This window comes from Roseibium sp. AWQ4_254 (assembly GCF_056161025.1).
The window spans coordinates 83,244-107,726 of sequence record NZ_JBSWYH010000008.1; the positions used below are offsets into that span (position 1 = coordinate 83,244).

A 24,483-nucleotide genomic window follows, 5' to 3' on the forward strand; every position below is an offset into this window, starting at 1 on the left:
TTACCTCCATAAACCGCCCGCAGCGGCCACCACCATGCCGCCGACAAAGCCGACCAAAACCGCCAGGATCAGCATATGCACCCGCAGCGAATTCCGGTTCCGGTCCTTCAGCACCGTCAGCCGGTCGTCAAAGCCCTTCAAAGTGGCATCGAAACGCAGCAGAAAGACCTCGATTTCCTTGACCCGTTGCGACAGGTCGCTCTGCCCGCCCTTGAGCAGGCCAAGCGCTTCGCCCAGCTCGCCTTCCTTGGAGGCAAGCGTATCGATCCGCGCCGTGGTTTCTTTCAAGAGCTCAGTGGCATCGCGCTGACCGAGCGCAGCCTGTCCCTGAACGGTAATGACCCGGTCGAGCTTCTTCATCACCAGCGCCAGCGGGAGGGCAACAGCGGCTTCTGCTGCGCGCTCTTCCGCACTTGGGCGCGGCAAGGTCAGCTGCACGCCGTCCTTCGGGGATTCGGCAATCACCGACAAGCCATCGGGCGCCGCAGCGGCCGCCTGCGGCAGCTCAAAGTCAAACGCATAACCACCATCGCCAATGCCGTTGCGCTGCAGGTCGATGCGCTTCGTCTCGGCCAATTTGCTGAGAATCCGCTCGCCATCATGCAAGACATGGATTGTCATCCGGTCGCCCGGATTGGCGGCATCCCAGGCCCAGCCCAGAAGACGGCCCTGTTCGAATGCATCGACACGGCCCTGGATCTTCGGGGTCTTTTCGCCAGAGACGACGCTCTCACTCTTATGGCCGGTGGTCTGTGGAGCCTTGGTGTCCACGTTGGTCTCGGGTCGTTTTTCCAGGTTGGCGGCGGTCATGGCGCTCTTTTCAGGCTGCAGGGTCCCGCACGGCCTCCGGGCCGTCACGGAAGAGTTGGAGATAATCTTCAGCAACCGCCGCAACGGTTGGCGGCTTGCGGGTGTTCTTCACCAGTTTCCGGTAAAGCTTCGCATCCTCGATGGCACTGGCCATGACTTCGGCCAATCCGGCCGGATCATTTTTGCGCACATGGAGCCCGTCCAGCTCGTCGCGCACCGCCTCGGCCATGCCGCCAATGCCGGTCGTGATCACCGGGCGCTTGTGCTGCTGGGCCTCGGCAATCACCAGAGGGGCATTTTCCCACCAGAGCGAAGGCACCACGACCCAGTCGACCGGTTTGATCAGCTCCGCCACGTCCTCCGGCTTGTAGGGGCCAAGACGCACCACCTGAGGCGCTGTCTCTTCAAACAACGCCTCCAGCCGTGCTACGAAGTCCGGGCTCTGAAACGGCGACCCACCATGCACCCGCAGTTCAAAGGCAACCTCACGCGCCTTGAGCAGGCGCGCAGCCTGCAACAGGACCTCCACCCCTTTCCAGGGCGTCAGATTGCCGAAAAATCCGAACACCCGCTTGGGCTCTTCACTTGCGGCCCGGCCCGGCGCTGCCGTCTCCGCAGGCCGGCCATTGCGAATGAGCGAGATCTTGTCCGCAGGCAGTCCCCAGCGCACATATACATCCCGCAGGAACGCGCTTGGCGCCACGAACTGGTCGACCGCCGCCAGATGGGTTTTGAGGAAGCGCTCCCGCAGGCGCATGTCATTGGGGGCCGCCGCCTCCAGGCAATTGCACAGGCCTCCCGGCCCCAATGCCGCGCAAGGTTCCTCCGGGCTCTTCATCAGGACGCCGTCATTGGCACAAATCGCGTAATAGTCATGGAGCGTCATCACGATCCGCACGCCAGGAAGGACCTTGCGGATCAGGACCGGCAGTTCCGCGCCAAACAGCAGAAGATGATGGATGTGAACCACATCCGGGCGGAAGCTTTCCAACAGCGCGGTCATGTCAGGCACAAAGGCACGCAAGTCCACCTGGCTCATGTTGAAGCGGTCAAAATGCCCCGCCCACATCAGCACTTCATCGCCGCTGTCACTGATCGCCTGGAAACTGGTGCCCGGATGGGGCTCCCGGTGAAGCTGGTTGGTAGCGCCCACAAACAGCGCCTCGTGCCCGGCCTCCCGGTAAGCTTTGGACAGATCATGCGCGACCGTCTCCGTTCCGCCAGGATGCAGCGCCGGATGGTTATGGGCGCAGACGAGAATCCTCATGCCCCCTGCCCCTTTGCGGTTTTGACCGCCACAAACAAATCCTGGTAATGCTGGCGGCCTGTCGCGCCGCGCCAATGGCCAAGCTGCTTGACGGCGATTTGAAATCCGGCGGCCTTCAGAACCGCATCCAGAAACCCGTCATCGAAGGCAACTGCTGCCAACGGCGCGTTGGCATCCATGTACCAGCCGGGGCCTTTGCCCGCACGGTGGAAGGTGATGCGCGGGGTCAGGCTACTCTCTGCCCCGCCCTGCTCTGGCAGCATCACAAAGGCCGACAGAAACAGGCGCCCGCCCAGGTCCAGCAACCTGGAAATTTCCCGGAAATAGGGTTCGATCTCGTTGGGTGGCAAGTGGGTGACCACAGAGGTCATGATTGCAAAGTCGAACGAGCCGTTGGCGAAGGGCAGTGCAATCTCGGAGCCTTTGATATAGCCGTCGGGATTGTAGAGCGCATTGGCAATGTCCAGATGCATGAAACGGAAGGACGGATAAGCCGGGCTGATGTTGCGCGTGCACCACTGAATCCCGGAGGAAGCCGGGTCCAGCCCGGTATAGGTGCCGGTGTCCGGATCAAGATACTGGGTCAGCGGCACAGCCATGCGCCCGATGCCGCAGCCGACATCAAGCACCCGCTCATGCTCCTGCAATCCGCCTAGCCTTGCAAAATACCCGAGAAACTCCGCTCCAATGCCCAGATAGTCACCATCGCCGACAAAATTGTCTTCCTGCGGCGGCACAGGCAAAAACCGGTTCCGCCGGATCGCGTTTTGCAGATCCGCCATCCGGTCCGCACCCATGGCAGCAGATTTGAGTCTCACCGCATCCCTGATTTTCACGAGTGAATTCATCTGGCAGTCACCTCATCCCGCGCCCCGATGGCAGCCATGACATCTTGAATGTCCTTCTCCCATCTGAACTGCTGAAGCCAACGATTGTATTGAGAGGCAACACCGCGCGTATAATCTCCGCTTTTGCTGATGGACACCCGTTCAAAATGATAGAGTTCCACATCGCCCAGGTAGTAGATCTTCTTGTTCTTGCGCCTCAGCTTGAGGCATAGATCGCTGTCCTCGTAATCGCCGATGATGTAATCCGTGCTGAACCCGCCGACATCGTCGAAATCCGCACGGGAGAGAACCAGACAGGCCCCGGTGACACCCGGCACCTCCCGCGACGTGCTGGCCCCGGCAAAGCCGCGGGGAAAGCCCTTGAAATAGTGGTGATTGAACCAGCGCCCTTTTTCGTCCTGAATGAATTTCAGGCCCGCATGCTGGATGGCGTTGTCCGCATAAAGCAGCTTGGCTCCAGCCGCCCCGGCCTGGCCATCCGTCATCAGACAGGCACACAGTTCCTCCAGCCAGCCGGACTCCAGCGGCACCACATCGGAATTGATCATCGCCAGATAGCGCCCCTTGGCCCGGGACGCACCGGCATTGCAGGCCAGCGCATAGCCGCCGTTGCGGTCCATCACGATCAGCCGCACCGGCAGGCCATAAAGCAGATGAAATCCGATGAGCAGATCTTCCACATGGACAGCCTGCTCCGGCGAATCCAGCACGAAGAGAAGTTCGGCATTTTCCGCCAGCCACCGGTCGGCCGCAAAGGCCGCAAGCTGCGCCTTGATGAACTCGTAGACCTTGTAGAGCGGTATCACGATGGAGACGAGCGGCGTATCCGGCGGGGTGCCGATGGTGATTTCGTCCGGCGGGCCCACCTGGTTGCGGAAGGCCGCCTGAAGGTCGGAAAACGGACGGGCCAGACAACCCGTCATCACGGCATCCGTTGCCTGCCGGGGCGGGATCACAGAGAGCGCGCTCGCCCGCCGTTCGCCCGGATCGCAGGGCTGGGGCGGCGGCACCAGAAGCGACCGGTCCCCGGAGGCCAGCGTCACTTCAAGACGCGGCTGGATGTGATGTTGCAGCCCGTCGCGGACCGGCGCAAAAGCCACGAACCGCTTGATCTGGTAACCGCCCTGGCTCTCCGGCAGCACGCCGTCGAAACTGTGCAGCTGCAAAGGCACCGGCTCGCCTTGCGGCACAAGCACGTTCAAGCCCTGATAGGACCTGCCCGGGTCGCGCAGCCAGCCGCCCACAAGGACCCCGCTTTCGACCGCCAGAGCCGTTTCGACCGCACAAAAGGCAGCTGTTTCCCCGAGAGTCCCGTGGCGCCGGGCAGGCATGGGCTCGGACAGTTGAAGATCGCGCAGCGCAGCGCGCGTGGCGGTTGTGCGCTTGGCCAGCCCCGCAATCAGATAGTCGCGCAAGTCCGGCAATTTGCGCGCTGTTGCGCCCCACCAGCTGACGAGCGAGCGACCGGCGGCCGCCGTCTCCAGGCGGCGGATTGCCAGACCCCAAGGTCCGGACAGGACAAGATGACCGCGCGACGGCAGCTGAGCCGCTTCGGCCATGCCCAGAAACAGGCGGTTGCGCCCGCTGTTATAGGCCGCGTTGAACGCATCCCCATCAAGCCGGACCAGCCCGGTGTCCCCGATCAGAACGGCGGAGAAAATCTCCGTGCACTCCCTATTCAGAAGCGTTTCCACCAGACGGACATCGCCGACCGAAGCCACACATTCAGCCACAGGCGGCGTGTCATTTACCGAGCGCAGGAGCTTGCCGGCAAAGCCGATGAAGCTGCGTGAGCGGGTTAGCCGGAACATGCCCGACCAGGTGTTCAATATGGTGGTGACCAGAGAGGCACAGGCGGTCTGGGTGAGGCCATTGGTAAGCGCGAACGGGTCCGCTGACGCCTGCGCCTTGCCGGCATCGGCCTGAAGTTCGGCCCCGGAGCCGAACACGCCGGATGTCAGTTTCAGGGTGAGAGCGGTTCTGCCCTTCAAAGAAAGGGCCCAGATGATTCGGGAGCGGCCGTCCAGAAGAGCAAGGCGGACACTCGCCATGGCCTCGAAGGGCTTGCCCGACGCCTCTTCCAGCCTCGGGGCCGCATTGACGGCATGCGGAGGGTCCCAGACGACCAAATGGACATCCGGCGTCAGCTGCATGAATTGCGGCGCCTCATAGGCGGTTTCCGCATAGGTGCCGAGAGTTTCGAGCATATTCCAACTTCAGTGCGCGCAAAGAAGACTGCCGGCAAAGCCGCAGTGAGCCGGGCGCCTGCACATGCAGGCGCCCGGGCAAGGCCGTGTTAGGACACGACGATAAAGCTGTCCGGACTGTCTTTCAGATCATCCGCATCGACATTGTTGAGCGTGACGGTGTCGCCATTGCCCAGATCGATAACCGTGTTGCTACCGACCTGCGTGGCACGGTCTGCAACATCTTCGGCCGACCCAATGCCGGTGTTGTTGATGTTCGCCGAGATCTGAACGATGTCGCCGTCCTGAAAGTCCATGACAATGTCATTGCCACCGCCGCCGGAAAAGACGAACACATCATTGCTGGCCCCGCCGAACATCAGATCATTGCCGGCACCGCCGTCGATGATGTCGTTGCCGGCACCACCAAGAATGATGTCACCGCCGTCACCGCCTTCGATATAGTCGTTGCCGGCACCTGCATTGATGGTATCCGCGCCATCTCCGCCGAGAATGACGTCATCGCCACCTTGACCGAAGATTTTGTCTGCCCCGTCTCCGCCAGCGATCAGATCGCTGCCCGTACCGCCGAAGAGGAAGTCATCCCCCTCGTTGCCGATGATCACATCGGCATCACCCAGACCAAAAATGAAATCCTGGGCACTTGACCCTTGCAGGAAGTCCTGGAAAGCACTGCCTTCAATCGTGGCCATAGCTTACTCCTGAAGTTTACCTCACTTAAACAACGCCCCGGAAACCGCGGCACCCTGCACCGCACAAACCCCGTCTCTTGCGATGCAAAATTACAATACACGACTCTTACGTCATTAAAAGAGAAGAATATTGAAGGAATTACGACAAAGCTTTGATTAATCTATATTTTAGCAGATATTACAAAGATGATATTTTAAATATACAAGACTAATGAATTTTATTTGCTTCGAAATTCGATGCAATTTTTTCGTTTGGAGCTGGCGAAATTTTGACCTCTAACCCATTTTATCCTTTTAATTCAGATAATTATGCAAAATTTGCGCAAAGTCCGATTCAACCTGCCCACACGCTAAAATAAGCAATCGAAAGGAACGAATTTTATCAAAAATTCGTATTCGGCAGCGCATTTTATTGCGATGCACAAATTTCTGGCAGGGCAGATTTTTTTTGCGCACAGAGCCCCCCTTGACGCGCCTGGCGACAGAAAAACGCACTGAGCGCACCAGTCGAAGGGTAAGACCTCCCCGGCAGGCGCGGTCGCCGCGCCCTGCGGAGAAAGAGCCTGAAAGAGGGCGGTCAGTCCTCCCGGAAGGCCCGGTTGAAGCTGTCTGTGATCGGCTCGAACAGATATTCCATGGCCTTGCGGGCCCGCCGGACGATCAGCACCTCTGCCGGCATGCCCGGATAAAGGGCCACCACCGGATTGCCTGCCAGTTCCTCGGGGCTGACCTCCGCGCGCACCACGTAAAAGGCCGCCTGGGTTTGCTGGTCCACGGTCTGATCCGCCCCCACATAGGTCACCGCCCCCTCCAGCGGCTGCACATTGCGCCGGTCATAGGCTGTGAGCCTAATTCGCGCTTCTGACCCGACACGGACCTGATCAATGTCTTTCAGATTCATCCGGACCTCCACCAGCAGCTTCTCGTCCTGGGGAACAATATCCATGATGGTCCGCCCAGGCTCAATGACACCGCCCGGCGTGCGCGTCTCAATATTATAGACAATGCCGCCCTGGGGTGCGTGCACCACCAGCCGATCCAGCACATCCTTGGCCGAAATGATCTTCTCGTTGGTGATGTTGAGTTCCAGCTGGCTGTCCAGGATCTTGCTGGCAATGTCACTCTGCAATTCCTGCTCGGCCTGAAGCAGCGCCACCTCCGCCCCCTGCCTGGCCTTTTCCGCCCGCGCCTTTTGCGCCACCAGCTCGCCGCCATCCCCGATCAGCTCGCTCAGTTCAAGCTGCACATCATTGAGCATCGCCTTGGAGGTGAAGCCCTTCTTGGCAAGACCACTCAAGGCCTCCACCCGTTCGTTCAGCAAGGCCTGCCGGTCCGTGTTGGCCTTGATCTGCGCTTCGGCGGCCTCGATCTGGGCCGCGAATTGCTCGATTTCCTTTTGCTGGAAGGCGACCTTGCCCTCATAGACCTTGTGCCGCTTCTCAAAAAACCGCTCTTCTGCCGCCATGACATCGGCCACGGTGTCTGCGTCGCTTCCGGCCAGTTCTGCTGGCATCTCGATCCTGTCTTTCAGGTCTCGCTCGGCCCGCAACCGCGCCAGCCTGGCCAGCAGACTGATTCTCTTGCCGCGCAATTGCGCCAGCTCTGCGCGCGCGCGTGTGTCATCCAGTTCCAGAAGCGGCTGGCCCGCGGTCACAAAGTCGCCTTCCTGGACCAGCAACCGGCGCAGAATGCCGCCTTCCAGATGACTGATGGTCTTGCGTTTGCTGTCCACAACCACCTTGCCGGTGGCCACCGCCGCACTGTCGAGATCAGCGGTAAAGCCCCAGAGCATAAAACCGCCAAACCCGACCACAATCGCCAGCGCTGCAGCCACCAGCGGGCCACGCAACCCCTGCCCCCGCTCGTCTCCCAAGGCATCGTCCTGCTGCCAGAACGGTTTTTGAACAAGATCGGGCAAAGTGCCTTCACCGCTCCCATTACCCTCCCCATTCTGGCCGCCGCCCCTGTGCCTGTCCTGATCCGAATGGCGCATCATGCTACTTCTCCGCTAGAGCTCCGGGCAGTTTCAGCGCCCGGCTTGGGCAGCCGCCGGGAAATGCTGCTGACCACATCTGTCCGGTCGCCGAACTGACTGATCCGGCCATCTTCGAGCACCAGGATCTTGTCGGCCGCTTCCATGATGGCCGGGCGGTGGGCAATCACCACCACAATCGCTCCATCTTCCTTGGCACTGGAAATGGCCCGCAAAAGCGCCACCTCGCCTTCCGTATCCAGATTGGCATTGGGCTCGTCCAGCACCAGAAGGCGCGGTTTGCCGAACAGCGCCCGCGCCAGCGCAACGCGCTGCTTCTGCCCGCCGGACAAGGTGAACCGGTTGTCCCCCACAGGCGTGTCATAGCCAAGCGGCATGCGGCCGATCATTTCATGGACGCCCGCCGCCCGGGCCGCATCAATGACCATTTGCGGATCGGCTTCATACATGCGCGAAATGTTTTCCCGCACGGTTCCGTCCAGCAGCGAAACGGATTGCGGCAGATAGCCAGTCATGGCGCCGAAGGACGCCCGCTCCCACAGATAGACATTGTGACCGTCCAGGAAAACGCCGCCCGTCGTCGGCTGCAAGGCCCCCACCAGCAGCCGGGCCAGCGTGGATTTTCCTGCAGCCGAGGGGCCGACAACCCCCAGAACGTCCCCCGGCTCAAGGGTGAACGAGATCCCCTTGATCACCGGCACCGGCGTGTTGGGCACGGCAAACACCAGCTTGTCGACCGTCAGCGGCCCCTGGCTTGGCGGTGTTGGAATGCTTTGGCGCTGGGAGGCATGGTTTTCCAGAATGTCGCGTACCCGCCCCCAGGCGGTGAAGGCAAAAACCCACTGGCGCCAGTTCTCAGTCATGTTGTCAAAAGGCATCAGCAGGCGCCCGGTGATGATGCTTGCGGCAATCATGGTGCCCGCCGTTGCCTCCCCCTGGATCACCAGATCTGCACCAAGGGCCAGAACCGCGATCTGCATGCCGAAGCGCAAGCTGCGTGTGAAGGCATGGATCGCCTTGCCCCGCCGGCTGCCATAGGCCATCAGCTCACTGGCATGGACCTGCTTCTTGCGCCAGCGCCGGGCCAGGGCCGGCATCAGCCCCATGGCCTCGATTGTTTCCGCATGGCGCAGGGTGGAGGCCATGGTCGCAACATTTTCCAGATTGGCGGAATTGGCCTCCTTCAAAAGAGGGCGTGTCGCCATGTCAGACACCAGATTGAGACCAATCAGGATAAAGGCTGAAATGACGGCCATCAGGCCATAGAGCGGATGCAGCAGAAACAGCACCACCAGAAACAGCGGCACCCAGATGGCTTCAAGAGGGGCGCTGATGGCGTTGCTGGTGATGAAGCTGCGCAGATCATTGAGGTCCCGCAGCACTTCGGAGGCCAGGCTGCCCCCCTTTTCCAGCGAGGACTTCACACCGGCCTCAATTGCTGAGTGATTGAGCCGGCGGACCAGCTCTGTCCCCATCACCTGAAAAATCTGGCTGCGGATGAACTCCAGAATTCCGAACAGCACCAGCGCACCGGCCGCGATAATGAGCAACATTCCGAGCGTGTCGAGACTCTGGCTGTTCAAAACCCGGTCATGAACCTGAAGCATGAACAAAGGTGTCGTGAGCTGCAGGAGCGTGATGAAGCCGCTGAGCCCCGCTGCAACGATCAGACCAGTTGCAAATGTCTTCCGGGCCTCCCGCACAAGCTTCACTGGGTCTTCCGCCGCTGAGTTACCCCGATCTTCCATGTAAAAAACTCCAAGGTTTCAACCCAAAGATGCGCTCGCAGGTGCGAAAAAATTTAGTATTTGCCTAGAAAACGACACATCTTTTCCCTATGAATGACGAGGCTTTGTAGTCTAAACTGCGAGGAATTTGGGATTTAATTGTGGCAGGCAGCTAATTCCCAACTGAAAGATAAAATTATAAATAAAAAATGACGCTTGTGCGAAAGACAGGGAGCAACATTACGATGATGTTATTTCGAATTTAATTCGAAAATTGGCGGGAGTTTGGGGCGTATGCACAAAATATTCACTGATGCACCACACCAATTAAATGGAAGAATCGACATTCCACACTCAAAAGCAGAAAAAGTTGCATACGGTATGTCAGATTCAAACCGGGACACGGAAGTCAGCCCCTTCGCGAATGCGAGTCACTTCGAACTTGTCCGGGTTATCGAGAGAATGTACCGGCGGTATCTTGACCGTCTACGGGTCGATCTCAACAGGATCGGCGCCGATGACATCTCTCCCTCTCATGCAATGCTTTTGTTCACCATTGGCGATGACGATCTGTCGGTAAGAGATCTTATGGACCGGGGCCATTATCTTGGTTCCAATGCCTCATACAGCCTGAAACAGCTTGTTCAATCTGGCTATGTGGACCGGACCGCCTCCGCGCGGGACAAGCGATCGGCGCGGATCAGCCTGACGGACAAGGGCAAAGCGCTGTGCAAGGCAATCAAGGTGGCCGATGAGGTCAACGAAGCCCAGATCGTGCGCAATGAGCGCGACCGGGCCGCCCTTGAGGAAACCTTTGCCCTGTTGCGCAAGCTGGAAGTCATCTGGGCAACGGATCTCCAGCAGCGCAATGGCCACCTGGCCAATAACGGCTTCTAAACCAGGGTCACAGCCAAATGCATATCGTGTTTGTGCACCGGCATGGTCCCGGGCAATTTGTTCATATTGCCCGGCGACTGATTCTGGATGGCTGGACCGTAACCCTTGTCTGCGAAACTGTTGACCGGCCCGTTCCCGGGCTCCGGGTGCTGCGGTATGGCAATGCCCCAGCGCCCGGGACCGGACAAGCCGCCAAGGCGGCCGCCCCGGTTCCCTTTGTGGAGGCCGGCCGGCGGGTTGCCGGCATTCTGGACCGTCTGACCCGTACGGGCCGGTCACCGGACCTTGTGGTGGGCCATATTGCCTGGGGCGGCATGATGTTCGTGAAAGACGCCCTGCCGGACACCCCCATGCTGGGATTTTGCGAATATTATTTCCAGCCCGAGGGCGGGGATGTCGGGTTTGCGCCCAGCGACACACGCGACATGGCCCAGCGACAGACAATGCGTCTGCGCAACACCATCCAGCTGGCCACGCTCGACCAGATGGACTACGGCATCAGCCCGACACACTGGCAAAAGAGCCGATATCCTGATGCCTATCAGCCGAAAATTGTCGCTCTGCATGAAGGCATCGACACTGCGCGCGCGCGCCCCGATGCCCTCGCCACCTTCCGGCTGCCGGATGGCTCCTTATTGCGGGCAGGCGACCCGGTGGTCACGTTCGCGGCCCGCGATCTGGAACCTTACCGGGGCTTTCCGCAATTCATGCGCGCCGCCGCCCGCGCCGCAGACCAAGATCCCCGGACCCGGTTCGTGGTTGCTGGCGGCGACGGGGTCAGCTATGGCAACGGCCCTGAAGATGGTTCGAACTGGCGCACCCGGCTTCTGGCCGAAACGGGACTGGCGCCGGAGCGGATCCACTTTCTCGGGCAAATCCCTCACAAGGACCTGATCCGCCTGTTCCAGGTCTCTGCCGCCCATGTCTATTTGACCTATCCCTTCGTGCTATCCTGGTCTTTTCTGGAAGCCATGTCCTGCGGCGCTCCCATCATTGCCTCGGCGACCGCACCGGTGCAGGAAGTCGTCGGCGATGGACAGAACGGCCGGCTCGTGCCCTTCTGGGATACCGATCAGACCGCCGCACGGATCCATGAGGCCCTGACAGCCCCCCAAAGCTTTGAAGACATGCGCAAGGAAGCCAGAAAGACGATCCTGGCGCGCTATGAGCTGGGAGAGTGCACCGTCCGTTTACAGCGGCTGTTGACCCGGTTGATCAGCACCCATGGACGCTCGCGCACCGCCGCACCACATCCGGGACCGGAGCTTTTCGACGCGGCACAATAGGAGGTCCCGGCTTGGACCGTTTTCCGGTCCGGCCATTTCTTTTCGCTACATAAGTGACTTTGAAGCTTCCCGCACAGATCCGGTCGCCTCTTCCACCTGAACCGCTGCAGATGTAATTGACTGCAGGTTGGAGGTAATCAGCTCCACCCCCTGGGCGGCCGACTGCATGTTGGACGAAATGTCGTTGGTGACCGCCGTCTGCTGTTCGACCGCTGTTGAAATGCTGGTGGCGATTTCCGCGACACTCTTGATCACATCCAGAATGGAGCTGATGGCCACCACGGCCCGCTCCGTCGTTTCCTGAACCGAACTGACCTGCGCGGAGATTTCTTCCGTCGCCTTGCTCGTTTGGGAAGCCAGGCTCTTCACCTCGGAGGCCACCACCGCAAAACCCTTGCCCGCCTCGCCTGCCCGGGCCGCTTCAATGGTCGCGTTCAGGGCCAGCAGGTTGGTCTGATCCGCAATTCCGTCGATCAGCTCGATGACTGACCCGATGGTCTTGGCATCTTCAGACAGGCCGGACATGATCTCGCTGGAACGTTCCGCCTCCCCTTGCGCATTGTTGGAGACTTCAAGCGCAACCTGCACCTGACGGCTGATTTCCTGGATCGAGGCAACCAGCTCTTCGGAGGCGGCTGCAACGGTCTGAACATTGGACGAGGTCTGCTCGGAAGCCGAGGCGGATTCGCCCGCCTGCTGCGCGGCTGCGGAAATCGACTGCGCCATGTCAGACAGTTGCGAATCTATGCTGCCTTGCACCTCCCTCCGGCGCTGGCGCTCCAGAACCTGCTCGGTAATGTCGGTGGCAAATTTCACCACCTTGAACGGCCGCCCGGCCGTGTCCATGATCGGATTGTAGGTGGCCTGGAGCCAGATTTCTCGGCCACCCTTGGCGATACGCTTGAATTCACCGCCCTTGAACGCGCCAGCTGCAAGCTCTTCCCAGAAACGGGCATACTCGCTGCTGAGCCCGTACGCATCCTCCACGAACATTCTGTGATGGCGGCCCTTGATTTCGTCCAGCGAATATCCGACCGCCCCGGTGAAATTCTCGTTTGCGTCCAGAATGGTGCCGTCCAGCTCAAAGTGAATCACAGCCTGCGATCGGTTCAGCGCCTCAATCTGGCCTTCGAAATCCGCATTGCGCCGTTTCTGCGCGGTGATATCGGAGGCGATTTTGACCACCTTGATCACCTTGCCCGACCCATTCAGCACCGGATTGTAGGACGCCTGGATCCAGACCTCGTTGCCTTCTTTGTCAAACCGCAGAAATTCGGCCGTTTTAGATGTACCCGCTGCCAGCTCCCGCCAGAACGCCTGATACTCTTGGCTATCGCCATAGGCCGGATCCACAAAGAGCCGGTGGTGCTGACCCTTGATCTCAGACAGGCTGTAGCCCATGGCAGTCAGAAAATTCTCGTTAGCGTCCAGAATCCGGCCATCGGGTGTAAACTCGATGATCGCCTGGGACCGGCTGAACGCTTCAAGAACAGCCTGGGCGCTGTTGCGGAAAAAGGACATGGAGTTCTCTCCTGTGAGAACGGATTTCAGTTGAAATTTCATACGCATGGTCAAGTAAATAAAAAATTGACCCAAACTTACGCCGGAAGCGTAATACGAAGTTTTTTAAGCTCACAAACATCAGAGCGAACGAACACGATATTTATATCCAATTTAATTTTACCGGTTTGCTTCCTCAGCAATACCTACAAAAATCGATTATCCTGACCTGCCAGAAGTGTTTTCAGGCCAAAAACACCTACAACTTTTGATCGAACCAGAGCGCGAAACACGCTTGCGACCACCGCTGCCACCTCCTCCGAACCATCTGCATTATTAGACTAAAGTATAATAAAATAAATTACCTTTCCTGTGATCCATTTCGGCACCGGAACGGATTTGAAAGGCGAAAAAGGTCTGCTCCCGTATGTAGAACCGCGTAAATCCGGTAAAAAGCTCAAACGCAGCCAATTGCCGAACCGACTCACGCTCAATAATTGATCGACCGGACGGTTTATGTAAAATGCTGGTCAGGGAGAACGCTCGACAAGATCCCCGGGAGGACACATGAGCGAGACTGAGACCGTCCTTGCACACCTGGAACAAGGTGTTTTGCGCCTGACCCTCAACCGGCCGGACAAGCTGAACGCCTTTAACGAAGACATGCATCTGGCCCTGCGCAGCCAGCTGGAACGGGCCCGGGACGACAAGAATATCCGCGCGGTGTTTTTGACAGGAGCCGGACGGGGTTTTTGCGCTGGTCAGGATCTTGGCGACCGGGACCCGCGCAAAGGCGCCAGCGTGCCCGATCTCGGCCACACGCTGGAGACCTTCTATAACCCGCTCCTGCGGCTGATCCGCAGCCTCGACACACCGGTTGTCTGTGCCGTCAACGGAGTTGCTGCCGGAGCGGGCGCCAATATCGCCCTGGCCTGCGACATTGTCCTGGCTGCCCGCTCGGCCCGCTTCATTCAGGCCTTTTCCAAAATCGGCCTTGTGCCGGATGCCGGAGGCAGCTGGGCCCTGCCCCGCCTGCTGGGCGAAGCCCGGGCCAAGGCGCTCACCCTGTTGGCCGAGCCGGTCAGCGCCGAACAGGCTGCCGACTGGGGCCTGATCTGGAAAGCGGTGGACGATGACAGCCTGAGCGGCACGGCAACGGCCCTCGCCGAACAGCTGGCCGCAGGCCCCACAACCGGATTGGGACTCACCAAGAAACTGATCCAGGCCGCCGCGTCCCAGGATCTGGACACCCATCTTGACATGGAACGGGACTGTCAGCGCCTTGCCGGGGAAACCCGGGACTATGCCGAAGGCGTCACCGCCTTTCTGGAAAAACGCCCGCCCGCCTTCAAGGGACGCTGAGATGACCGCTCCCGAGCACATGACCCCTCAGGCCCTGGCAGAGGCCTGCGCCGCCCGCCTTTGGGAGAATGACCTGGCCTCGCGCGCGCTCGGCATGGAGCTTGTGCGCGTTGGCCCGGGCGAAGCGGCCCTGCGCATGACCGTGACGCAGACCATGACCAACGGCCACGGCATTGCCCATGGCGGCTATCTCTTCACCCTGGCCGACAGCGCCTTTGCCTTTGCCTGCAACAGCTACAACAAGTTGACGGTGGCCCAGCACTGCGCGGTCACCTTCATCACCCCCGGCGCTCTGGGCGATGTTCTGACCGCTGAGGCGCGGGAGATTTCCAGAACGGGCCGGTCGGGCCTTTACGACATCCGCGTCAGCCGCGCGGACGGCACCGTGATTGCCGAATTCCGGGGCCAGTCCCGGGCCCTCAACAAGCCTCTCTTGCTGGAGGATGGCCAGACAGGCTGACGCAAGCTTTGGGAGGAGCTTCATGATTGACCTGACACCGGATCGCGCCGATCTCGATCCAATTGAACGTGCAAGCCGCGGCGAGATTGCGGCCTTGCAGGAACAGCGTATCGCCAGAACCCTGGCTCACGCCTATGACAATGCCCCTTTCTTCCGGCAGCGGTTTGACGCCCATGGCGTCCATCCGGGCGATTTCAACTGTCTTGCGGATCTGGCCAGGTTCCCCTTCACCGTCAAACAGGACCTGCGCGCCACCTATCCGTTTGGCATGTTTGCCGTGGCCCGGGACAAGCTTGTGCGCCTCCATGCCTCCTCGGGCACGACCGGCAAGCCGACAGTGGTCGGATACACCGCCGGTGACATTGCCAACTGGGCCGCGCTGGTGGCCCGCTCGATCCGGGCGGCCGGCGGACGAAAGGGTAACCTCCTGCACAATGCCTATGGCTATGGCCTTTTTACCGGCGGCCTTGGCGCCCACTATGGCGCCGAGCTGCTCGGCTGCACGGTTGTGCCGGTCTCCGGCGGTATGACCGAGCGCCAGGTGACCCTGATCGAGGATTTCAAACCGGACGTGATCATGGTGACCCCGTCCTACATGCTGTCGATCCTTGACGAATACAACCGGCTCGGGCTGGACCCGCGCCGCTCATCCCTGAAAGTCGGCATTTTCGGCGCCGAACCCTGGACCAACGCCATGCGCCGGGAAATCGAGCAGGCTTTCGACATGCATGCGGTCGACATTTACGGCCTGTCGGAAATTCTCGGGCCCGGGGTGGCCCAGGAATGCGTGGAAACCAAGGACGGGCTGCATCTCTGGGAAGACCATTTTTATCCGGAAATCATCGACCCGGCGACCGGCGAAGTCCTGCCGGACGGCGAAAAGGGCGAGCTGGTCTTCACCACCTTGACCAAGGAAGCCCTGCCCATGGTGCGCTACCGGACCGGAGATCTGACCCGGCTTCTGCCGGGAACCGCCCGGCCCATGCGGCGGATTGAAAAAATCACCGGCCGCAGCGACGACATGATCATTCTGCGCGGGGTCAATGTGTTTCCCACCCAGATCGAAGAGCAGATCCTTAAATGCGGCGGCTTGAGCGCCCATTTCCGGATCGAGTTGGTGCGCGAGGCGCGTATGGATGCCATGACCGTTCATGCTGAAGCCGCGCCGGACGCTGCAGACAGTGCGGCCAGACATGCAGCCTCCACCGAGCTTGCGCACCACATCAAATCCACCATCGGCATCAGCGCCAAGGTGAAGGTGCATGAGCCCGGCAGCCTGCCCCGTTCCCAGGGCAAGGCCCAGAGGGTGCAGGACAACCGGCCGAAGGAGGACTGACGTTGACGCAGCGCCTGCCTTTCCGAGACAGCAGGGTGGCCGCACGGACAAACAAGACACGTCAAACCCCGGAGACTTGATGGCATGGCGAGACCCCGCGCCGCAGATTTTGAAGAAAAACAACACGGGCTGCTGCTGACGGCCGCCACTGTCTTCGCTTCCCAGGGCATGGAAAAAGCGTCCATGTCCCAGATTGCCCAGGAGGCTGGCGTTTCAAAATCGCTGCTTTATCACTATTACCCCTCCAAGGACGCTCTGATCTTTGCAATCATCCGCACCCATCTGGAGAACGTGGAAACCGCTCTTGCAGACACTCTGTCCGCCCCCCGGCTTGCCACCTGCCCACCTGAAGAGCGCCTCAAGCTGCTGGTGGCCACCGTGCTGGACAGCTATCGCGGGGCAGACGATCAGCACAAGGTCCAGCTCAATGCCGGTCCGGCCTTGAACGCGGCCCAGAAATCCGAGATCCTCGAGATTGAGCGCCGGATCGTGCGGTATTTTTCCACTGTCTTGAAAGAAATCCACCCCGCGCTCGACACCCCTTCCCGCCCGCTGTTAATGCCGGTCACCATGTCCCTCTTCGGCATGATGAACTGGGTCTATATGTGGTTCCGGGACGACGGCCCGATCACACGGGACGACTACGCCGCCCTGGCCACCACCTTGATCCTGGACGGGCTGAAGAAGGCGACCTGATGACCGTCTTTTAACGGCTCCATCCCTTCAACTGTCCCTGCCGGAGCGGAGCGCAGTGCCGGGATCCGGCTTGCCGCAAGCCTTGCTGTGTATAGGCGCGCAGATGTGTGCTGAATTCCTGCTTTTGCGGGAATGACAAACCGATGTCGGAGAGCAGGTGGCACGGATTGCGGCCAAGGCCGCCGCCTGCCCAAAAGGTCATTCCCGGCCTGATCGGGGATCTACGCGCCTGTCCACCAGACACTGTCATGTGTCGTGCGGGAAGCATCCCGGGATCGGGCTTTCCTGTTCCTCAAGGCCCGCCAAGACGAAAACCGTTTGCAGCCTGCCATCCGCGCACGCCGAATGAAACCGCCCCAGCGCTGGACAAAGAGTGGGGCTCCGGTCGAGCCGGGGACGACCTGCGGAGGACACATCAATATTAGCAGAAAGCCAAATCTCCGCCGCCGGGCACCGTACAAAAGAGGCTGCGCGGCGTCAGGAACCCGGACCTCTGTTTGACCGCATCTGGCATGCTACAGACCAGATGCTCGCCTTTGCGCGCGCAGACAGACTTCCGTTTTCCCTGAGTGTGTCTGAAACAAAGCGATAGCGGACGCATGGGCCTCGGAATATCTTCCGTTTGAGCTAACCGTTTGCTATGTCCTCATCATGGCCAGTTTGATCACCCTGTCGGGTCTGCCCGGCGTCGGCAAGACCACCGTGGCCCGGGCTCTGGCCCGACGTATCAAGGCCGTACACCTGCGTGTTGATTCCCTTGAAACAGCGATTGAAACCAGCTGTCTGGACATTCAAGAGGCCGGGGACGCGGGCTATCTCGCCCTTGCTGCCGTGGCCAAGGACAATCTGTCCTGCGGTCTCGACGTGATTGCGGATACAGTGAATTCCCTCGCCGTCACCCGGAACCTGTTTGCCGATTGCAGTGCTTCTTGCGGGGCCGATCTTGTCCTGGTGGAACTGGTCTGCTCCGACCGGGCCGAACACCGCAGGCGGGTGGAAAGCCGCAAAAGCGATCTTCCCGGACACACAGTGCCCACATGGCAGGACGTGGCTGGGCGCTTCTTCGCCCATTGGGAGGAGGAACACCGTGTGCGGCTTGATACATCCGTGCAATCACCGGAGGATTGCGTGGATATCATCCAGAAAGCCTTGCGCAACGTTTAAACCGGGTCTTTGTCTTTCCCGCCTCTGTCCTTTTTGAAACACCGCGCTTTCATCTCTCAAACGATAGCGACTTGGTCTGAGAGGGGGCTCCTCTTTCGGAACGGGCCGCTGTCCCACCCCAAGAGGAAGACCTTTTGGGCCACCGGCCTATGACACCAGCCCCGCCACGGCCCCCGTTGCCGTCGCTGCCTCATCTCCCACCTTGACTCCTGCCCATGAAAGTCAGATATTTCTGTTATGACAGAAATATCTGATAAAACCGCAAAAGCGCAATTCATCCTCTATTGGGGGGATATGGGCAGCCAGTGGGGGGTCAACCGCTCCGTGGCCCAGATCCATGCCCTGCTTTATCTCAGCACCGATCCGCTGAATGCGGAACAGATTTCCGAGGAGTTGGGCATTGCACGCTCGAATGTCTCCAACTCGTTGAAGGAGCTGGCCGGCTGGCGGCTGATCAAGAGGGTTCCGGTCGCAGGTGACCGGCGCGAGCATTTTGTTGCCGAAACCGATGTCTGGGAAATGGCCCTGCTGATTGCCAAAGGCCGCAAGGAACGGGAGATCGATCCGGCGATCCGGGCCATCGACATGTGCGCCAGCCAGGCCAGGACCGAGCCCGGCCTGAATCCGGAAGTTCTGGGGCGTATACAGGCGATGCAAGAGTTTCTGGCAACGGCTGACAGCTGGTCGGCGCAGATGCTGGGCGTGCCGAAATCAAACCTCGCCGCCCTCATGAAACTGGGCACCAAGGTCCTGTCCCTGGCGAAGATCAGTGGCCGCAAGGCCGGATAAGAGACAGGAGCCAGCAGATGCCAGTTCCCCCTGTCCCCGTCGCTCTCCGGGTCCTCATGGCGCCAGCCCTTCGGGCCAAAGGCCCTCCGGGAAACAAGGCCAAGTCCTGAACCTGTCGCCAGAACCAGAACCAGAACCAGAACCAGAACCGGCTGAGGACAAGTCGAAAAATTTTTGTCTATTAATTTCTCTTTATACAGAAACAACAAACCTAACAGGAAAGGGTGTATCATGCAGATCCCAACGAGCCCTCCACCACCCGCAGCCCGTCTTTGCGCCCCCCGGCGCCCGCCTCCTGGCGGGACCGGACAGCAGGCCGATCTGCGCTTTCGCAAATTGCTGGGCGAAACCGCCTGGGCCAGCCTGTCCCCCGCCATCCGCCGCCGCTTCGGCAAACGGCTGCGCGGCGGGGCCAGCACAGTCTATCAAGGCCAGGTGGTTGCCATGCGCAGGAGCCGGGCCGGAGCCTGCCTCTCCCAGCTGGCACGGCTGGTGGGCGCCCCGCTGCCCCATGACCTGAGCTGCCTTAACCAGCCCGCCGTCGTCTCCGTCACGGAGGACTGTGCCGGAGACGGCCAGTTCTGGCTGCGCCAATATGGCCGGGCGCGCGGGTTTCCGCAGGTCATTCACAGCTCCAAGCGCTTCGCCGGTCCAACCGGCCTGGAAGAATATATCGGCTGCGGCATCGGCATGGCCTTGCGCGTCAGCGCCCGCCCCAACGCTTTGGTCTTCACGAGCGACCACTATTTCCTGCAAGCTGGAAGCGTCCGGCTGCGGCTGCCCGCCTGGCTGAGCCCGGGCGCGCTTGCCATCACCCACCGGGACCTTGGCGGCGGCCGTTTCCTGTTTTCCCTCGCCTTGACCCACAGCCTTTTGGGCGACCTGGTTCACCAGGACGCGATCTTCGCAGACATGGAGGACTAATCATGGACACACCCCTTCTGTGGAGCCTGATTGCGCTGCAAATTGCCCTGGGGCTCTCTGGCACAACATCTTGACGGTCCCGGCCCCGTATCCGGCAGACGCCCCAACGACTGACCATCAGTCAGAGCAGCACCAACAATTGTCCACCGGTTTTGCAACGGGGTCCGTCCTCCGGTTTCCGCTGCTGATCCGGCCCAAAACAGCGTCCCGGTCCATTCTGCCTCTGATTTGAGCAAAATCCCGAACCACCTACAGATTGACACCAGAACTCACTTACCTACTGTATCTAGTGTTCAGGGCCCGGCGATTCTTTTGCATTGCCGGCTAAGAGGGAAACCGGTGCGCAGGCAGATGCAAACCCGGTGCTGCCCCCGCAACTGTGAACAGGAAGCTGGGATCCAGACGCCACTGGAGATCTCCGGGAAGGCGGATCAAACCGGCATTGACCTGTGAGCCAGGAGACCTGCCTTGAATGTAAAAACGCTAACGGACGGCGGGTCCGCGGGGCGGGATGACCATGTGCCTCGGCACAGGCCCTTCTTGCGCGCTGCCGTTCCCATGAAAAAACCGACTCGGGGTGCAAGAAACAATGACCATCACCGTTTACAGCAAGCCGTCCTGTGTGCAATGCAACGCCACCTACCGTGCGCTCGACAAAAAGGGCGTCGACTACACCATTATCGACCTGAGCGAAGACAGCGAAGCGTTCGAGCACGTTCAGTCCCTCGGTTATCAGCAGGTGCCGGTTGTTGAAGCCATGGGCGACCACTGGGCCGGGTTCCGCCCGGACAAGATTGCAGCGCTCAGCTAAACCTCCGGCGGCTTTGATCCAATGGGAACGCTTGTCTATTTCTCAAGCGCCTCCGGCAACACCCACCGCTTTATCGAACGGCTCGGTGCGCCCGCCCTGCGCATTCCCCGCAATGCGTCCGCAGCGCTTCCAGACGTCGCCGGGCCCTTCGTCCTCGTCCTTCCGACTTATGCGGATGGGGAAGGACGCGGGGCCGTTCCAAAGCAGGTGATCCGGTTCCTGAATGATGCGCCCACGCGCGCGCTCCTCAAGGGGGTGATTGCTTCCGGCAATCGCAACTTTGGGTCTTTTTTCGCCTATGCAGGGCAAGTCGTGTCGAAAAAATGCGGCGTACCGGTGCTCTACCGCTTCGAGCTGGCCGGAACCGACACGGACCTTGCTCGCGTTGACCACGGGATGACGAAATTTTGGCAACAGATGTCCTAGACCGGCCTGCCCAGCAGGCTGCTGCCGTTGACTACCACGCCTTCAATGCCATGCTGAACCTTTATGACAGCGGCGGGCAGATCCAGTTTGATGCGGACCGGCAAGCGGCCCGGCAGTATTTCCTGCAGCATGTGAACCAGAACACCGTGTTCTTCCATTCGCTGGAAGAAAAGCTCGGTTATCTGGTACGAGAAGGCTATTATGAGCAGGAAGTTCTGGACCGGTACGACGCGGCCTTCGTCAAGTCCGTGTTCGAGGCGGCCTATGCCCGCAAATTCCGGTTTCCAACCTTTTTGGGCGCCTTCAAGTATTACACCAGCTACACGCTGAAGACCTTTGACGGCAAGCGCTACCTGGAGCGGTTCGAGGACCGGGTGGTGATGGTGGCCCTGACCCTGGCCGACGGCGATGAAAACCTGGCCATGCGGCTGATGGACGAGATCCTGTCTGGCCGCTTCCAGCCGGCGACCCCGACCTTCCTGAATGCGGGCAAGCAGCAGCGCGGCGAGCTCATCTCCTGCTTCCTGCTGCGCCTTGAAGACAACATGGAATCCATCGGCCGCGGCATCAATTCCGCGCTGCAGCTGTCCAAGCGCGGCGGCGGGGTCGCCCTGCTTCTGACCAATATCCGCGAAGCCGGCGCCCCGATCAAAGGCATTGAAAACCAGTCCTCCGGCGTCATTCCGGTGATGAAGCTTCTGGAAGACAGCTTTTCCTATGCCAACCAGCTTGGCGCGCGCCAGGGCGCGGGGGCGGTCTATCTGAACGCCCACCATCCGGACATCCTGCGCTTTCTCGACACCAAGCGGGAAAACGCGGACGAGAAGATCCGCATCAAGACCCTCTCCCTCGGGGTCGTGATCCCGGACATCACCTTCGAACTCGCCAAGCAGGACGAGGACATGTACCTGTTCTCGCCCCACGATGTGGAGCGGGTCTATGGCATGCCGTTCTCGCAGATTTCGGTGAGCGAGAAATACCGCGAGATGGTGGACGATCCGCGCATCCGCAAGACCAAGATCCGCGCCCGCAGCTTCTTTCAGACGATTGCGGAAATCCAGTTTGAGAGCGGCTATCCCTATATCCTGTTCGAGGACACCGCCAATCGGGCCAACCCGGTGGACGGGCGCATCAACATGTCGAACCTGTGTTCGGAAATCCTGCAGGTCAACGAGGCGTCCGAGTTCCGGGACGATCTCAGCTATTCCCACCTGGGCACGGATATCTCCTGCAATCTCGGCTCCCTGAACATTGCCAAGGCGATGGATGGCGGCGATCTGGGCGCCACCGTGGAAACGGCCGTGCGCGCGCTGACCGCCGTCTCGGTCATGAGCGCCATTGACAGTGTGCCATCCGTGCGCCGGGGCAATGACGAAAGCCACGCCATCGGCCTCGGCCAGATGAACCTGCACGGCTTTCTGGCCCGCGAAAAGATCCACTACGGCTCTGAAGAAGGGGTCGACTTCACCAATTTCTATTTCTACGCGGTCGCCTATCACTGTATCCGCGCCTCGAACGCGCTGGCACACGAGCGCGGCACAAGCTTCACGGGCTTTGAAAAGAGCCGCTATGCGGACGGCACCTTCTTCGACAAATACATCGACACGGCCTGGGTGCCGGAGACGGACCGGGTCAAGGAGCTGTTCGCGGCCTTCAACATCACCCTGCCGACGCAGGACGACTGGCGCGCCCTGAAAGAAGCCGTCATGACCCACGGCCTTTACAACCGCAACCTTCAGGCCGTTCCACCCACCGGGTCGATCAGCTATATCAACAACGCGACCTCGTCGATCCATCCGATCGTGTCGAAAATCGAGATCCGCAAGGAAGGCAAGATCGGCCGGGTCTACTATCCCGCGCCCTTCATGACCAATGACAATCTCGACTACTATCAGGATGCCTACGAGATCGGCCCGGAAAAGATCATCGACACCTATGCGGCGGCGACCCAGCATGTGGATCAGGGCCTGTCCCTGACCCTTTTCTTCCGCGACACCGCCACCACCCGCGATATCAACCGGGCTCAGATCTATGCCTGGAAGAAGGGCATCAAGACCATCTACTACATCCGCCTGCGCCAGATGGCCCTGGAAGGGACCGAAGTGCAGGGCTGCGTGTCCTGCTCGCTTTAGGAGAGCCCAAATGACCCTGCACACACCCCTTCCCAATCTGGCCCGGCCCGTGCCCCGGGCCGTCAACTGGAACCGGCTGGAAGACGACAAGGACCTGGAAATCTGGAACCGGCTCACGGTCAATTTCTGGCTGCCGGAAAAAGTGCCCCTGTCCAACGACATTCAGAGCTGGGCAACGCTGCACGAGGACGAGCAGCAGCTCACCATCCGCGTGTTCACCGGCCTGACCCTGCTCGACACGATCCAGAATACGGTCGGGGCGCCCACCCTGATGGCCGATGCGCTCACGCCCCATGAAGAAGCGGTGCTGACAAATATTGCCTTCATGGAAGCGGTCCATGTGCGCAGCTATTCCTCTGTCTTTTCCACCCTCTGCCGGACGGCGGATGTGGATGAGGCTTTCCGCTGGTCGGAGGAAAACGAATTCCTTCAGGCCAAGTCCAAACTGATCCTCCAGGAATATGACGCTGCGTCTTCGCCGTTCAAAAAGAAGATCGCCAGCGTCTTTCTGGAAAGTTTCCTGTTCTATTCCGGCTTCTATCTGCCCATGCACTGGTCCAGCCGGGCCAAGCTGACCAACACGGCCGATCTGATCCGCCTGATCATCCGCGATGAAGCCGTTCACGGCTATTACATCGGCTACAAGTTCCAGCGCATGCTGGAAAAGACCGGGGACGCGGAGCGGCAGGAGATCAAGGACTTTGCCTTCTCGCTTCTGCTCGACCTTTACGAGATCGAGTCGAAATACACCGAAAGCCTCTATGACGGGGTGAGCCTGACCGAGGATGTAAAACACTTCCTCCATTACAACGCCAACAAGGCGCTGATGAATCTGGGCTATGAGCCGCTCTTTCCGGACAGTGTCTGCCAGGTCAATCCGGCCATCATGGCCTCGCTTTCCCCGAATGCGGACGAGAACCACGACTTCTTCTCCGGGTCCGGCTCGTCCTATGTCATCGGCAAGGCGGTGGCGACCGAAGACGAAGACTGGGATTTTTAAAGCCAGCCGCTCCTCAAGGGCTTGGCCGTTCGCAGCCTGAAATCACAGATTTCAACGCAACAGACACAAAGAGGCTGCAGTCATGAGGCTGCAGCCTTTTTGGTTTCACCCGCCCCCTGCACCGGACCAGCTGACACTGGAGGACCTGACACTGGG

General features: G+C 60.0%; 21 protein-coding genes and 1 riboswitch. Of the genes, 13 read left to right on the forward strand and 8 right to left on the reverse strand.

Annotated elements, in window-relative coordinates:
• From ACXAIC_RS07965 to ACXAIC_RS07995, 7 genes are all read right to left on the reverse strand, one after another.
• A complete protein-coding gene (locus tag ACXAIC_RS07965) occupies positions 1–810 on the reverse strand; it encodes a hypothetical protein (protein ID WP_475175475.1) in 810 nt (269 codons plus the stop codon).
• A 10-nt stretch (positions 811–820) separates the two neighbouring features.
• Positions 821–2,077, reverse strand: coding sequence for a glycosyltransferase family 4 protein (locus ACXAIC_RS07970; RefSeq protein WP_475175477.1), 1,257 nt, complete (start codon positions 2,075–2,077; stop codon positions 821–823).
• A complete protein-coding gene (locus tag ACXAIC_RS07975) occupies positions 2,074–2,925 on the reverse strand; it encodes a class I SAM-dependent methyltransferase (RefSeq protein WP_475175478.1) in 852 nt (283 codons plus the stop codon). The genes ACXAIC_RS07970 and ACXAIC_RS07975 overlap by 4 nt, the downstream gene beginning before the upstream one ends.
• Positions 2,922–5,132 (reverse strand): glycosyltransferase family 2 protein, encoded by a 2,211-nt coding sequence (locus tag ACXAIC_RS07980; RefSeq protein WP_475175480.1) that lies wholly within the window; start codon positions 5,130–5,132, stop codon positions 2,922–2,924. Before ACXAIC_RS07980 ends, ACXAIC_RS07975 begins: the two co-directional genes overlap by 4 nt.
• Positions 5,133–5,221: 89 nt before the next feature.
• Positions 5,222–5,824, reverse strand: coding sequence for a calcium-binding protein (locus ACXAIC_RS07985; protein ID WP_475175482.1), 603 nt, complete (start codon positions 5,822–5,824; stop codon positions 5,222–5,224).
• A gap of 577 nt (positions 5,825–6,401) precedes the next feature.
• Positions 6,402–7,820: an HlyD family type I secretion periplasmic adaptor subunit gene (locus tag ACXAIC_RS07990; RefSeq protein ID WP_475175484.1), complete on the reverse strand. Its 1,419-nt coding sequence runs from the start codon at positions 7,818–7,820 to the stop codon at positions 6,402–6,404.
• Positions 7,817–9,565, reverse strand: a complete 1,749-nt coding sequence (locus ACXAIC_RS07995) for a type I secretion system permease/ATPase (protein ID WP_475175485.1) — start codon at positions 9,563–9,565, stop codon at positions 7,817–7,819. The genes ACXAIC_RS07990 and ACXAIC_RS07995 overlap by 4 nt, the downstream gene beginning before the upstream one ends.
• Before the next feature lie 360 nt (positions 9,566–9,925).
• On the opposite strand from ACXAIC_RS07995, the gene ACXAIC_RS08000 reads away from it, so the two are divergent.
• Positions 9,926–10,441 carry a MarR family transcriptional regulator gene (locus tag ACXAIC_RS08000; RefSeq protein ID WP_475175488.1) on the forward strand — a complete coding sequence of 172 codons (516 nt, stop codon included), beginning with the start codon at positions 9,926–9,928 and terminating at the stop codon, positions 10,439–10,441.
• Between the two features lie 17 nt (positions 10,442–10,458).
• On the forward strand, positions 10,459–11,727 hold the full coding sequence (locus ACXAIC_RS08005) for a glycosyltransferase (protein ID WP_475175489.1): 1,269 nt from the start codon (positions 10,459–10,461) through the stop codon (positions 11,725–11,727).
• A 45-nt stretch (positions 11,728–11,772) separates the two neighbouring features.
• Here the strand turns inward: ACXAIC_RS08005 and ACXAIC_RS08010 are convergent, their stop codons facing one another.
• Positions 11,773–13,248, reverse strand: coding sequence for a methyl-accepting chemotaxis protein (locus ACXAIC_RS08010; protein WP_475175490.1), 1,476 nt, complete (start codon positions 13,246–13,248; stop codon positions 11,773–11,775).
• Between the two features lie 546 nt (positions 13,249–13,794).
• Between ACXAIC_RS08010 and paaG the strand changes: the two genes are divergently transcribed.
• The 11 genes from paaG (at position 13,795) to nrdF (ending at position 24,327) form a co-directional block, all read left to right on the forward strand.
• Positions 13,795–14,589: a 2-(1,2-epoxy-1,2-dihydrophenyl)acetyl-CoA isomerase PaaG gene (gene paaG, locus ACXAIC_RS08015; protein ID WP_475175493.1), complete on the forward strand. Its 795-nt coding sequence runs from the start codon at positions 13,795–13,797 to the stop codon at positions 14,587–14,589.
• Position 14,590: 1 nt separating this feature from the next.
• Positions 14,591–15,049 (forward strand): hydroxyphenylacetyl-CoA thioesterase PaaI, encoded by a 459-nt coding sequence (gene paaI, locus ACXAIC_RS08020; RefSeq protein WP_475175495.1) that lies wholly within the window; start codon positions 14,591–14,593, stop codon positions 15,047–15,049.
• Positions 15,050–15,071: 22 nt separating this feature from the next.
• Entirely contained in the window at positions 15,072–16,385 is a 1,314-nt protein-coding gene (gene paaK, locus ACXAIC_RS08025; protein WP_475175496.1) for a phenylacetate--CoA ligase PaaK, read from the forward strand.
• Positions 16,386–16,469: 84 nt separating this feature from the next.
• A complete protein-coding gene (locus ACXAIC_RS08030) occupies positions 16,470–17,081 on the forward strand; it encodes a TetR/AcrR family transcriptional regulator (protein ID WP_475175498.1) in 612 nt (203 codons plus the stop codon).
• A 651-nt stretch (positions 17,082–17,732) separates the two neighbouring features.
• Positions 17,733–18,245, forward strand: coding sequence for a P-loop nucleotide/nucleoside kinase family protein (locus tag ACXAIC_RS08035; protein ID WP_475175500.1), 513 nt, complete (start codon positions 17,733–17,735; stop codon positions 18,243–18,245).
• Between the two features lie 237 nt (positions 18,246–18,482).
• Positions 18,483–19,034 (forward strand): GbsR/MarR family transcriptional regulator, encoded by a 552-nt coding sequence (locus tag ACXAIC_RS08040; RefSeq protein ID WP_475175502.1) that lies wholly within the window; start codon positions 18,483–18,485, stop codon positions 19,032–19,034.
• A gap of 231 nt (positions 19,035–19,265) precedes the next feature.
• Positions 19,266–19,958, forward strand: coding sequence for a DUF4166 domain-containing protein (locus ACXAIC_RS08045; RefSeq protein ID WP_475175504.1), 693 nt, complete (start codon positions 19,266–19,268; stop codon positions 19,956–19,958).
• Between the two features lie 279 nt (positions 19,959–20,237).
• Positions 20,238–20,443: riboswitch (cobalamin riboswitch) on the forward strand.
• Between the two features lie 104 nt (positions 20,444–20,547).
• Positions 20,548–20,769 (forward strand): glutaredoxin-like protein NrdH, encoded by a 222-nt coding sequence (nrdH, locus tag ACXAIC_RS08050; protein ID WP_475175507.1) that lies wholly within the window; start codon positions 20,548–20,550, stop codon positions 20,767–20,769.
• 21 nt (positions 20,770–20,790) lie between these two features.
• Positions 20,791–21,195, forward strand: coding sequence for a class Ib ribonucleoside-diphosphate reductase assembly flavoprotein NrdI (gene nrdI / locus ACXAIC_RS08055; RefSeq protein ID WP_475175509.1), 405 nt, complete (start codon positions 20,791–20,793; stop codon positions 21,193–21,195).
• Complete coding sequence (nrdE, locus tag ACXAIC_RS08060; protein WP_475175510.1) at positions 21,177–23,327, forward strand: class 1b ribonucleoside-diphosphate reductase subunit alpha; 2,151 nt, start codon at positions 21,177–21,179, stop codon at positions 23,325–23,327. Before nrdI ends, nrdE begins: the two co-directional genes overlap by 19 nt.
• Before the next feature lie 10 nt (positions 23,328–23,337).
• Positions 23,338–24,327 carry a class 1b ribonucleoside-diphosphate reductase subunit beta gene (nrdF, locus tag ACXAIC_RS08065; protein ID WP_475175513.1) on the forward strand — a complete coding sequence of 330 codons (990 nt, stop codon included), beginning with the start codon at positions 23,338–23,340 and terminating at the stop codon, positions 24,325–24,327.
• Positions 24,328–24,483 lie beyond the last annotated feature (156 nt).